This window comes from Paenibacillus zeisoli (genome assembly GCF_003994465.1).
Lineage (GTDB): Bacteria > Bacillota > Bacilli > Paenibacillales > Paenibacillaceae > Fontibacillus > Fontibacillus zeisoli.
Genome location: NZ_RZNX01000003.1, coordinates 52,760 through 65,843, shown reverse-complemented (window position 1 = coordinate 65,843; position 13,084 = coordinate 52,760). Strand labels below are relative to the sequence as shown.

The following is a 13,084-nucleotide window of genomic DNA, read 5'->3' as shown; positions in this document are numbered from 1 at the left end:
GATGACGATTAAGAAAAAGGTCGTCTTTCTCACCACACTCTGGCTAATCGGCATCCTGGTGGCTTTTAACATCACGGTGTTCTATGCTTTTCTCAAGATCACGACCCAGAATGAGAAGGATCTATTGATGGAACGCGTGGAAGGTATATTCGAGAAAGCAGGGCCTGAAGATATTCTCGGCGGGAGGAGAGCGGAACTGCTGACAAGCTTCTTGCCTGACGACGGCATGATTCGGGTGCTTGATAATCAGGAGAAAGAGATTCAAATGCTTCAAAATGATGATGATATTGTCCCAATGGAGCGTGAAGCCGTCAAGAAGCCTGAATCCGAATTGTACTACCAAAGGAAAGGAACTGTACTTGTTGTCCGGGTTCCGATCCTCCTGAATGGCAGCGTGGCAGGAACGATTGAAATGGGCGAAAGTCTGAAATCAATCAAGAATAACATCAGCATTCTGATCTCGATTCTTGTCCTGGCCAGCCTGGGCGCTATAGGGCTGAGTCTAATCGGAGGAATCTATCTGTCCAAATGGATTTCTCGGCCCATATCAGGTATGGTCACAACTATGGAAGAAATCGAACAAAGTCTGGAATTCCGCAAAATCCCACTGAGACCGGGTGCAACCGACGAGCTGAGCATGATGGGCAGCACGTTTAACCGGATGATTGACCGGCTTGAAGAGAATTTCGCGCGGCAGCAGCAGTTCGTATCTGATGCCTCCCATGAGCTGAAGACACCGCTCACCAGCATTGAGGGCTACGCCAATATGCTTCGCAGATGGGGGCTCAGAGATGAAGAGCGGGGCCGGGAAGCCGTGGAGCATATCTACTCCGAAGCGGTACGCATGAAGGAAATGACACAGCAGCTGCTGGATTTGGCCTCTACAGAGGACAGAGCGCGTTATCGGCCGGAGACTGTGGAGCTAGTTGAGCTCAGCAGGAAGACCGCGCAGCTGCTGGATAAAGTCTACAGCAGACAAATTGAGGTTCGGACATCCGCGGAGGAGTTATATTTGAATGCCGATCCTTCGCGGATCAGCCAGCTGCTGCTTATTCTGCTGGATAATGCCCTCAAGTATAGCAAGGACCCGGTTGAGCTTAGTGTGTCAGTACAAGATGACCCAGGAGTTGACCAGCAGGGGATAGAGATCAGGGTGAAGGATTCTGGCATCGGGATACCGCAGCAAGAACTGAACCGGGTGTTTGAACGCTTTTACCGGGTAGATTCCTCCAGACATCGTAAGACGGGCGGGACCGGGCTTGGTCTGGCGATTGCCAAGAATCTGGTGGAGCTGCATAGGGGAAGCATCCGGATTGAGAGTGAAGAGAACGTGGGAACCGAGATGATCGTCTTCATTCCCATTCATTAATCATAGAATACGGATGGCCCGCATTGTATTGACAATGGGGGTCTTTCTCTTTATAATTACCCTAGTCAATAATGAGAATCATTATCATCCAATTGAGTATACATACTTGCTTAAAGACAGGGAGTTGAAGATATGTTAGGCATGGGCTCGCAGCGCAGTCGGGTTCTTCTCGTAGTGATGTTCTTGCTTATCCTGGCGGGAGGTTTGGTATCTCCGCTTAGTCTGGTACCATCTAAAGCTGCAGCTGCAGATTCCAGTACTAGTGTGGGTATAGATGGAGCTATTGGCCATGTGGGCGAACTTAAGACAGCTCTTGACCAAGGAGACATCGATCAGGCATCCGCCGCATTCCGGCCGATCAAGAAATGGTGGAATACGAACAAGAATGGGGTCAAGAAGAACTCGTTGACGATGTCTCTTGAGATTGAGGGTCAGATTGCCGGGATTTCGATAGCTCTGCTGAACAAGGAAGCTTCAGTGGCTTTGGATAAGGCGGGTACGCTGGAATTCTCACTAATCAATTACCGCGATGGGGCCTATGTCGGGAATGACGGGAAGCAGCAGATGACCTTAAGTGTCTACATCATGAAGCTCAGAGGCGCTGCGGACCTGATTGGGAAACAGCAGTGGACCGAGGCGGGAGCCGAGGTGAAGCAGCTGCAGCAGCAGTGGCTGACTGTGGAAGGCGATATTGTCAGTAAATCAGCTGAAGTCTACAACAGCACCGAGAGAGATCTGGTCCTGCTGGATGCCTACTTGGCAAGTCCTGAACAGAGAGATCAGGCCAAGACGGTCATTGACCGGATGATCAGCGGACTTGCTCCGCTAGCGGGAGCGGAATATACCTGGATCGATGCGGCTCTTATCCCGTTACGCGAAGGACTTGAAGCGCTGCTGGTGGTTGGCGCCCTGCTCATGTATGGGAAGAAGGCTGAATCCAAGGCAGCCAGCCGCTTTGTGGTCATGGGTTCGGCAGCAGGGCTTCTCACCTGTATAGCCGTTGGATTTGCCGTTGCCGTCTTCCTGTCCTCCAGCTCGTTCGGTACGAGCAACTCCTTGATTAACGGCTGGACCGGAGTACTAGCCAGCTTCCTGCTGCTGTATGTCAGCTACTGGCTGCACCGCAATGCGGATGTGAAGCGCTGGAAGCAATTTATGGAGAGCAAGAGCTCTAAGGCACTGTCGGGCGGGAAGATGTTCTCGCTTGCCCTGCTTGCTTTCTTTGCTATCGTACGAGAAGGACTGGAGACGGTCATCTTCCTTATCGGTATGGTAGGCAAAATGCCGGGAACATCACTTGCCGGCGGCATCGCGGCAGGGTTCGGTGTGCTTGCCCTGGGTGCGGTTATTCTCATAAAAGCAGGAACCCGGCTGCCTGTACGTCCTGTCTTCCTGGTATCCAGCGTGATTGTATTCTATCTATGCTTCAAATTCATGGGTTCGGGAATCCACAGTCTACAGATGGCGGGTGTGCTTCCGTCTACGGTGAAGGAGTACCTGCCTGAGTATGCGGCCATTAGCCTGTATCCTTCCTGGTACAGCACACTGCCGCAGCTGATCTTCCTGCTGACCGGAATTCTGATGCTGGTATGGGGCAGAACATCCGGAAGACGCACAAAGACAAAGCTTCACACGATATCATCGGTGTAAGATCATCACTTTTAATCATAACGGGGGAATATAGATTATGTTGTTCAAAAAGATAACGTCCATTGCTTCAATTTCAGTTGCCAGTGTGCTGCTGCTCAGCGCATGTAACCAGGCAAGTCCCAAAGAAGCGGCTCCTGCCGCGCAGGTGGCCGATACACAGACACAACAGGCTGCTGCAGATACGAAGAATCCAGTTGCTGAGGATGCGGGCAAGCTGCAGGAAGAGGTCAAGAAACTGCAGGATGCGATTAGCAAGAAAGATGCAGCTCAGGTTAAGAGTCTGGGCAAGTCGATCAATGATACTTGGCTTTCTTTTGAGAACACGGTACGCCAGGCATTCCCGCTTGAATATACAGAAGTTGAGAAGTATGAAATGCCGATCTTCTCGGCATCCGCGTATGACAAGGTGGATTTCGAGAGCCTGAAGTCGAATGCCGACAAGCTGCATGGGGCATTGGAACAGCTCAAGAATGCCAAGCCTAGTACGGCGAATACGTCCGAGCAACTTAATAAAGCTGTAGAGAACTACAAAGCATTTGTTGATGAACAGGCGGATAACCTGGCCCTGCAGACCAAAGCTTTCGCAGAAGCGGTTAAAGCGGGCGATGTTGAGCTGGCGAAGAAGGAATATACGAAGGCCCGGGTATATTTCGAGATCATCGAACCGATCGCAGAGAGCTTCGGGGACCTAGATCCCAAGATTGACGCGCGTCTGGCAGATGTCGAAGACGAAAGCACATGGACCGGGTACCATCGGATCGAGAAGGCCTTGTGGAAGGACAAATCTTTGAAGGGCCAAGATAAGTACGCCGACCAGCTGATTAAGGACACCGAAGAGCTGCAAAAGCAGATCAAGGGACTTAAGCTTGAGCCGAAAGTTATGGTTGCGGGTGCCATCGAATTGTTGAATGAAGCAGCTACGTCCAAAATTACGGGGGAAGAGGAGATCTATTCCCGTACAGATCTGGTTGATCTTGCGGCTAACGTGGATGGCTCCAAGACCGTGTATCTTGCCATTATTCCGGCGCTAAATGAGAAGAATCCGCAGCTTGCCGATCAATTGGATAAGCAGTTCCTTGCGACAGAAGACCTCCTTCGTGGTCACCAGAAGGATGGGCAGTATGTGACTTATGACAAGCTGTCTACAGAGCAAATTCGCAAGATCAGCGATCAGCTCAGCCAGCTGTCCACGTTAATGACTCAGACGGCAAGTATTCTGTAGGTATCGGGGGAGATAAGAATGGAACTCGAACCAAAGGAGAAGCAGAAGCAAAGTGTATCGCGGCGTGACTTCCTCAAGTTATCTGCCATAGCCGGGACTGGAATAACGCTGGGAGCCGCAGGCATGGGGGCGATCATGGGGATCGTGAAGCCCGAGAGCGGGAAGGCGTCCGCGCTGTCTAATGATCGCATATCCCTCTATGGACAGCATCAGGCTGGAATTGTCACTCCTCAGCAGACCTATATGTATTTGGCGAGCTTTCATCTTACCGGAGATGACCGTTCCTCGGTCATTCGCCTATTCCGGGACTGGACCAAGTTCTGTGATCTGAGCACGGCCGGTGGAACGATGAAGACCGGTGATAATACCCTGCTTCCGCCCAATGATACCGGGGAGACCTTGGATCTGCCTGCCGCTAAGCTGACCATAACCTTTGGGTTGGGCCCTACCTTTTTCCGGGAAGAAGGAAAGGATCGGTTTGGCATTGCGGCGAAAGCCCCTCGTTATCTGAAGGATATTCCGCGCATGCCCCGTGAGAATCTGGACCCTTCGCTGTCAGGCGGAGATGTCTGTATTCAAGTGTGCGCGGAAGATCAGCAGGTGGCTTTCCATGCGGTGCGCAACCTGATTCGTCTGTCTACCGGTTATGCCACCGTGAACTGGATGCAGGAAGGATTCATTAGTGCAACGCCGGGGAAGACGCCCCGAAATCTATTCGGTTTCAAGGATGGGACCGCGAACAGCGAGCACGATACCTCTGCCGGTTATGATGATGTTGTCTGGGCAGGGGAGGGGGAACCCGAATGGATGAAGGGGGGCTCTTATCTGGCCTACCGCAAAATCCGAATGCTGCTGGAAGTATGGGACCGAACTTCACTTAAGGACCAGGAGGATACGTTCGGAAGATTTAAAGAATCCGGAGCCGCCTATGGAAGATCTGGTGAATTTGATGCGGTGGATATGTCGAAGCAGCCTGGGTCGGCCCATGTACATTTAGCCAAGCAGACGGGCCAAAGAATTCACCGAAGAGCGTATTCCTATACGAATGGGGTAGACCCGCGTACTGGAAATGTGGATGCAGGGCTTCTGTTCCTGAGTTATCAGAAGAACCCGGAGACGCAGTTCATCCCTATGCTGAGAATGATGCAGTCCAAAGATAAGCTTAATGAGTATACTTCACACGTGGCGAGCGCTCTCTTTGCCTGTCCGAGAGGGCTTAAGGAAGGGCAGTATATCGGCCAGAATATTTTAGAAGGATAAGTCCTAAATCTCCTCTCCAGGAATGGGGAGGGGATTTTTTTGTGAATTTTAATTGACAAAATAAATAGGGAAGATTATATTCGTAGTAAGCGTTTACGTTATGTGCTGCGTAAGCGCCAAATAGGGTCTCGGCAAGGCCAGAGGCTATATTTTAGAGAAAAAGTTAAACGTTTACCTTGCTGCTGGAGGATGGTGTTGATTCACATTTGTAAGCGTTTTATATCTTCCGCGAGAGCGGGAGGATTAGACAGCTTGGTACCAAAGGGTAAGGGTTATTTTTTTACCGTATAGAGTAAACGCTTTCTATCACATCATCCATACAACCAAACCATATTCAGGGGGAAATCATGATGAAAATGAAAAAAGCAATTATGCCAGTTCTTGCAGGTGTGTTAGCTATGTCGATGTTAAGCGGATGCGGATCCAAGAGTGATGGCGGCGCGTCAGGCGACGCGGTGAAGATTGAGTTCTTCCAGAATAAGACCGAAGCTAAGGCTACCTTCGACAAGCTGATTGCTAAATTCAACTCAGCGAATCCGAATATTAAAGTAACCCAGGTGAACCCGCCGGATGCGGAGACCGTGCTCAAGACACGCGTCGCTAAGAAGCAGATCCCGGATGTTATCGGTATTGGTGCAACTGACACTTACTCCACCTTGTCCAAGAGCGGTCTGTTCGAGGATTTCTCGAGTGATCCACTGACCAAGAATATTCAGCCGGCCTACCTTGATATGCTGAAAGCCCAGACCGGACTTAGCGAGCTGAATGGGATTCCTTTCTCTACGAATGCCAATGGCGTTATCTATAACAAAGCGATGTTCAAAGAAATGGGCCTAACCGTGCCAACAACCTGGGACGAATTCATGGCCACGGCTCAGAAGATCAAAGATGCGGGCAAGGTTCCATTCTATCTGACGCTGAAGGATTCCTGGACTACACTCATTCCATTTAACGGCATGGAGCCAGGGGTTGTCGGGATCGATTTCTTCAAACAGCGCAAGGAGGGCACAGTTACCTTCAAGGATAAATTCCGTGAAGTCGCTGACAAACAGCTGCAATTGCTGTCGTTCGGACAGAAAGACATGTTCGGTAAAGGATACAACGATGGTAACGTAGCCTTCGCGAAAGGACAGTCCGTAATGTACCTCCAAGGCGTGTGGGCGATTCCTGAAATTCAAAAGGCTAACCCTAGCATCGAGCTTGGTGTGTTCCCATTCCCGGCTACCAACGATCCATCAAAGAATAAGCTTGTATCTGGCGTAGATACCCTGCTGACGGTGTCCAAGAGCTCTGGGCATAAAGCCGAAGCCAAGAAGTTCATCGACTTCCTGCTGCAGTCTGACAACGCGAAGCAGTACATCACCGAGCAAAAGGCGTTCCCGGCAGTCCAAGGTGTAACTCAGGATGATCCAAGTGTAGCTGATTTGAAGCCTGCCTTCGAGAAAGGCGACCTGGTTGACTTTGCCGACCACTACATCCCGGGTGCCATGAAAGTGGATACCATCATTCAGGGCTTCCTGCAAAAGAAAGATGTGGACGCGTACCTGAACTCCCTGGATACCGAATGGGATAAAGTCGCTAACCGTAAGTAATCAAGCATAACAAGACGGGAGAAAGGTGAAGCTGTTCCTTTCTCCTGTATTTGTCAGGGAGGACTCGAGATGGCTAAGCGCCGAATTGCCTATTATCTGATGACCATACCAGCTCTTGTGCTGTTCTTCGCTTTTCACACGTTCCCGGCGATCAAGGGGATCTACTACTCCTTCACGAACTGGGATGGATTTAGTAAAACCTTCGACTTTGTAGGTTTCAAGAATTACGCGAACATCTTCAAGGATGAGAACGTGCTTAATTCTTATCTATTCACTTTCAAATACGCCATTGTGGTGACCATACTGATCAATGTGCTCAGTCTACTCATTGCCCTTGGCCTCAACGCAAAGATCAAATTCAAGAACTTCTTCCGCGGTGTGTATTTCCTGCCTAACATTCTAAGTGTTCTTATTGTGGGCTTTATCTTCAACTATATCTTTGCGAATGTGCTCCCTATATTCGGGGAGAAGATCGGCAGCGCATTTCTGTCGGATAACATCCTCGGTAGTGAGAACTGGGCCTGGATCGGAATTGTTATTGTAGGCGTATGGCAGGGCATTGCCTTCAACACGATTCTATACCTTGCCGGGCTTCAGACCATCTCCAAGGATTTGTACGAGGCTTCTAGTCTTGATGGGGCCAGCCGCTGGAGAGAATTCTGGAGTATCACGTTCCCGCTGCTTGCTTCATTCTTCACCATTAACATGGTACTTGCGATGAAGGGGGCCTTGATGGTATTTGACCAGATCGTGGCCTTAACGGGCGGCGGACCAGGCCGGGCGACTCAATCGATCTCGCTCCTGATCTATACCGGCGGCTTCCAGGGCGGGGAATTCGCTTACCAATCGGCCAATGCAGTCATTTACTTCATCGTGATTATCGTGATCTCCGCGCTGCAGCTTAAATTTCTACAAAAACGGGAGATGGATATGTGATGAGAAAATCTACGAATTGGACGATTACTACCCTCATTGCGCTGGGATCACTGCTCATTTTGTTCCCGCTGTACCTAACCGTTAGCATCGCGCTGAAGAATCCGGAGGAGATGGCGCGTTCCATCTTCGCCCTGCCGACAGGGCTGCACTTTGAGAATTTCGCGAATGCGATTGCGGCAACCGACTTCTTCACCGCATTCAAGAACAGCGCGCTTGTTACCATCATATCGGTCCTGTTCATTCTGCTGACGAACTCGATGGTGTCCTATGCCATTGCGCGCAATATGAACAAGAAGTTCTTCAAAGGTCTGTATTTCTACTTCATTAGTGCAATGTTCATTCCGTTCCAGATCATCATGCTTCCGGTCGTCAATCAGACCACGACCTTCCACATGAATAATATTGTGGGGTTAATTATTCTGTATGTTGTGTATGGACTTGCGTTTAACGTATTTGTATATGTGGGTTATATCCGTTCAATCCCATTTGAACTGGAAGAAGCAGCTACCGTGGACGGAGCAACGACGTGGGGAACGTTCTGGAGAATTATTTTCCCGCTGCTTGCGCCTATCAATGCCACAATCGGAATTCTGTCCTGCTTGTCCTCGTGGAATGACTTTCTGCTTCCATTGGTCCTGCTGGGCGACCCGGAATCCTATACACTTCCGCTGGTTCAGTACGTATTCCAGGGACAATTCAGTACGGATTTCAACCTGGCCTTTGCGTCATATCTGCTTGCACTCCTGCCTATGGTCATTGTATATCTGTTCGCTCAGAAGTGGATCATTAACGGGATTACTCAAGGGGCCATCAAGTAAGATTTTGGTGAGTCAGGCAAGAAGTCAGCATGATTATTACTTTAGAGAAATATAAATTCGCAATAAGAGGAGAATGGAAATGGATAGACAGTGGTGGAAAGAAAGCGTAGTGTATCAAATCTACCCCCGAAGCTTTATGGACAGCAACGGAGACGGTATAGGGGATCTACAGGGCATCATCTCAAGGCTGGATTACCTGAAGACGCTGGGAGTGGACGTAGTATGGCTATCCCCGGTGTATGAATCTCCGAATGATGACAATGGCTATGATATCAGCAACTATCAGGCGATCATGGATGAATTCGGAACGATTGAAGACTGGGAGGAGCTGCTTCAGGGACTGCATGAACGGGGGATGAAGCTCATCATGGATTTGGTGGTCAACCATTCCTCAGACGAGCATCAGTGGTTCGTCGAATCCCGTAAGTCCAAGGATAATCCTTACCGTGATTATTATATTTGGCGTCCGGGCAAGGATGGCAGGGAGCCGAACAACTGGGGATCGTTCTTCAGCGGTTCGGCTTGGGAATATGACAAGAATACGGATGAGTATTTCCTTCATCTATTCTCCCGCAAGCAGCCCGATCTGAACTGGGAGAACCCGAAGGTTCGCCAGGAAGTATACGATATGATGACCTGGTGGCTCGATAAGGGGATTGACGGGTTCCGGATGGATGTCATCAACCTGATCTCCAAAGAGCAGCAGCTGCTGGATGCGGAAGGTCCGGAAGGTCAGTATCAATTCGGCGGCAAGAGCTTTGTGAACGGACCGCGCATTCACGAATTTCTGCAGGAAATGAACCGTGAGGTGCTGTCCAAATACGATGTGATGACCGTGGGAGAGACCGTGGAAGTGACGCCTGAAGATGCGGCGCTGTTCGTCGGCAAGGATCGCGGCGAGCTGAACATGGTCTTCCAATTTGAATTGATGGGGATTGACAGCGGCCCGAGCGGCAAGTGGGATGTGACTCCATGGACTCTCGCAGATTTCAAACGGGTGGTTAGCAAATGGCAGACCGCGCTCCAGGGCAACGGCTGGAACAGTCTGTATCTGAACAATCATGATCAGCCGCGGATGGTATCCCGGTTCGGAAATGATTCCTCTCCGGAGCTCCGTAATGTATCCGGCAAAATGCTGGCAACGCTGCTTCATACGCTGCAGGGGACGCCTTACATTTACCAGGGCGAAGAGCTTGGAATGACTAATGTGCGCTTTGAGTCGATTGAAGATTACAAGGATATTGAAATTCTGAATATGCATAAGGAGTATACGGCTGCCGGCCGGGATGAGAAGACGATCATGGAATCGATCTACAGCAAAGGCAGAGACAATGCCCGTACTCCGATGCAGTGGAACAGCGGACCTCAGGCGGGATTCACCACCGGGACTCCGTGGCTGCCGATCAATCCTAACTACAAAGAGATTAATGCGGATCAGGCGGTAGCGGATCCGAATTCCATTTTCCATTACTATAAAAGATTGATAGAGCTTCGTAAGCAGCATGACATCATTGTATATGGCGACTATCAGATTCTGAGAGAAGAAGATGATCAAATCTATGCTTACTTGCGTTCACTAGGGGAAGAGAAGCTGCTGGTGGTGCTGAACTTCTTCGAGGCTCCGGCAGAATTCGTGCTGCCAGATTCGATCCACTTCTCCGGACAGGAGCTGCTCATCAGCAACTATGAGATTCCGGCAGAACACAGTTTAAGGCACATGAACCTTCGCCCATATGAGGCTAGAGTCTACAAACTCCAGTGATCATGATGATTCTGAAATTAATAGTTTGACAAAATAGATCGAGTTGACAGCAGCCCGTGAACGAGAGTTCGCGGGCCGAGTCTATTCCGAATTTTGGCAGAATGAGGTATGCTATAGACAAATTTGATTCGATATAAAGAGGAATGTGTATCCATGAATCCAACCATTAAAGATGTGGCCAAGAAAGCCAATGTATCCATAGCAACGGTATCCCGGGTTCTCAATAACCTGACGGGATATTCGGACAAAACCAAGCAAAAGGTGCTGCGGACGATTGAAGAAATGGGTTATCAGCCTAACATGATCGCCCGGGGCTTGATCAATAAGCGTACACGAACAATTGGCGTGCTTTTCCCTAATGTGTCCAGCTCCTTCTCGTCGGCGCTGCTTCATGGGATTGAAGAGTTCGCTTATAACCATAATTATAGTGTTGTGGTCTGCAACACGGACGAGGACGGAAAGCGGACACTCAAGTGTCTGCAGGTGCTTAGAGAGAAGCAGGTCGATGGAATAGTCTTCGCAAGTGAGCTGCTTAAAGATGAATACTATAAAGTTCTCGAGGCTATACAGATCCCTGTCGTTCTGGTCTCTTCGGAGACCAATTATCCTGGGGTGCCCTATGTCAAAGTAGATGATAGAGTAGCAGCTTATGAGGCAACTGAGTATCTCATACATAAAGGACATAAGCGAATCGCAATGATCGGAGGGACGAAGGGTGATCCGATTGCCGGGGTACCGAGAGTTGAAGGGTATATGAAGGCGCTCAAAGACCACGGTATTCCTTGTATGGAAGAGTATATTGCTTATGGAGACTTCGGTTTTGCCAGCGGTTGTTCCGCTATGGAGGAACTGCTCAAGCGCTCTCTGGATTTCACAGCCGTGTTCGCAGCCAGTGACGAGATGGCCATTGGCGTACTCTCGGTGGCCGCGCGGCGGGGAATTCGCGTACCGGATGAATTGTCAGTAATTGGATACGATAACGTCGAGCTGGCGGAGATGGTCGTTCCTCCATTAACCACGGTGAATCAGCCTCTAAATGAGATGGGGAGCAACGCTTGCGAGAAGCTCATTGATATGATTGAGACGGGCAAGATATCGCAGAATTCAATTGCCCAGCACCATATTGTGGAAAGGCAGACCGTACGGGCGCTTGATTGAAAGAGCAGCTCTGATATAATAGACAGCTTAGTGTAACTTTTATAAGTTGAACTTAAGAGTTACCCATAGGCAAGAGTGTGAAATGATTCTGGAATCTGGGAGCAACAGCGACCCTTAAGAATATTTCACACGGCTGCCTAATGTGTAACTTAATAGTTCAACTTATAGCAATCAGAGGTGTGGGTTAGCGTGAATATTTTGATAGGATTATTATGTCTGATCTGGGGATTTAACTGGGTATTTATGAAACTTGCGAACGGTGTGTTTCCGCCCGTATTATTCGCCGGCTACCGGTTCGCCCTTGGTGCGCTGGTGCTGCTCGTCGTATGTTATTTCAGGAAGGTGCCGCTTCCGCGCGGGAAGGACATGTTCTGGTATATCATCTGCGGCATTCTGCAGACGATGTACTTCAACCTTGCAATCCAGCTGTCTCTTGTTGATCTCAGCGCAGGTCTAACCTCTGTGTTAACCTACAGCATGCCGCTCTGGCTCACCTTGATGGCCCATTATTGGCTTCCAGGCGAACAGCTTAAGCTGCGGAAGCTTGTCGGGATTGTTGTAGGAATTATTGGGTTGTTCATTGCTATGGATGCCCATTTCGGCGGGACTACAGGCGCCATGCTGCTCGCGCTGTCTTCCGGGCTGTCCTGGGCCATCTCGAATTTGATTATCAAGCGAAAGCTGGCCCGCTGTGACATGCTCCAGTTCACGACCTGGCAGATGGTATTCGGAGCTGTGGGGCTGCTGCTGTATTCCTTCATCTTCGAGCATGGAACGAGTCATTGGGGCCTCATGCCCGTGGTATACGTCGGTTTTGCGGGCGTGATCGGATCAGCGCTGGCTTTCGTCATGTGGTCATACATTTTATCTAAAGTGGAAGCAAGCAAAGCGTCGATCTCTCTGCTGCTGGTTCCCGTGGTCGGTGTGATCTCCGGCTGTCTGGTGCTGCACGAAAGTCTGACCGGGTTCATGGTAGTGGGCATTGCGCTGGTCCTGCTCGGAATATGGCTGGTTAATGGAAAGTCCCAAGCGGCTGCGCCAGCCGGCAAGTTAGGCGCTTGAATAGTAAGGCGAACAGGAACTGGACTCATGTCCGGTTCCTTTTTTTTATTTGCCAGAAAGGAAATCCCTTTCCAAAAGAGCAGAAATATTAACAATCGATACTAGGTGTGGTTTGTATAATTTTTTAGAATGAAGAGAGATAGACAAAAAGGTATAATAGGAGAATCCATTCGAGAGTGATACCGCTTTCAGTGATGTCGCGGAGCGGATGATGATAAGCGGCAGGCAGCCGATTAATTCTATAGAAGTAAGGTG

The 13,084-nt window shown here is 49.7% G+C and carries 10 protein-coding genes; all 10 read left to right on the top strand.

Features of this window, described 5'->3' with window-relative positions:
• Position 1 precedes the first annotated feature (1 nt).
• Positions 2-1,369: a HAMP domain-containing sensor histidine kinase gene (locus EJP77_RS09340; protein ID WP_127198973.1), complete on the top strand. Its 1,368-nt coding sequence runs from the start codon at positions 2-4 to the stop codon at positions 1,367-1,369.
• Positions 1,370-1,501: 132 nt separating this feature from the next.
• Entirely contained in the window at positions 1,502-3,019 is a 1,518-nt protein-coding gene (locus tag EJP77_RS09335; protein WP_127198972.1) for an FTR1 family iron permease, read from the top strand.
• A gap of 37 nt (positions 3,020-3,056) precedes the next feature.
• On the top strand, positions 3,057-4,241 hold the full coding sequence (efeO, locus tag EJP77_RS20630) for an iron uptake system protein EfeO (protein ID WP_185897296.1): 1,185 nt from the start codon (positions 3,057-3,059) through the stop codon (positions 4,239-4,241).
• Between the two features lie 18 nt (positions 4,242-4,259).
• Positions 4,260-5,501 (top strand): iron uptake transporter deferrochelatase/peroxidase subunit, encoded by a 1,242-nt coding sequence (gene efeB, locus EJP77_RS20625; RefSeq protein ID WP_185897294.1) that lies wholly within the window; start codon positions 4,260-4,262, stop codon positions 5,499-5,501.
• A gap of 350 nt (positions 5,502-5,851) precedes the next feature.
• The gene (locus EJP77_RS09325) at positions 5,852-7,093 is read left to right on the top strand and encodes an ABC transporter substrate-binding protein (RefSeq protein WP_127199349.1); all 1,242 of its coding nucleotides are present in this window, start codon (positions 5,852-5,854) and stop codon (positions 7,091-7,093) included.
• 69 nt (positions 7,094-7,162) lie between these two features.
• Positions 7,163-8,029 (top strand): carbohydrate ABC transporter permease, encoded by an 867-nt coding sequence (locus EJP77_RS09320; RefSeq protein ID WP_127198971.1) that lies wholly within the window; start codon positions 7,163-7,165, stop codon positions 8,027-8,029.
• A complete protein-coding gene (locus tag EJP77_RS09315) occupies positions 8,029-8,847 on the top strand; it encodes a carbohydrate ABC transporter permease (protein WP_127199348.1) in 819 nt (272 codons plus the stop codon). The genes EJP77_RS09320 and EJP77_RS09315 overlap by 1 nt, the downstream gene beginning before the upstream one ends.
• A gap of 79 nt (positions 8,848-8,926) precedes the next feature.
• Positions 8,927-10,609: a glycoside hydrolase family 13 protein gene (locus EJP77_RS09310; RefSeq protein ID WP_127198970.1), complete on the top strand. Its 1,683-nt coding sequence runs from the start codon at positions 8,927-8,929 to the stop codon at positions 10,607-10,609.
• A gap of 153 nt (positions 10,610-10,762) precedes the next feature.
• On the top strand, positions 10,763-11,767 hold the full coding sequence (locus EJP77_RS09305; protein ID WP_127198969.1) for a LacI family DNA-binding transcriptional regulator: 1,005 nt from the start codon (positions 10,763-10,765) through the stop codon (positions 11,765-11,767).
• Positions 11,768-11,956: 189 nt separating this feature from the next.
• Entirely contained in the window at positions 11,957-12,829 is an 873-nt protein-coding gene (locus EJP77_RS09300) for a DMT family transporter (protein WP_127198968.1), read from the top strand.
• Positions 12,830-13,084 lie beyond the last annotated feature (255 nt).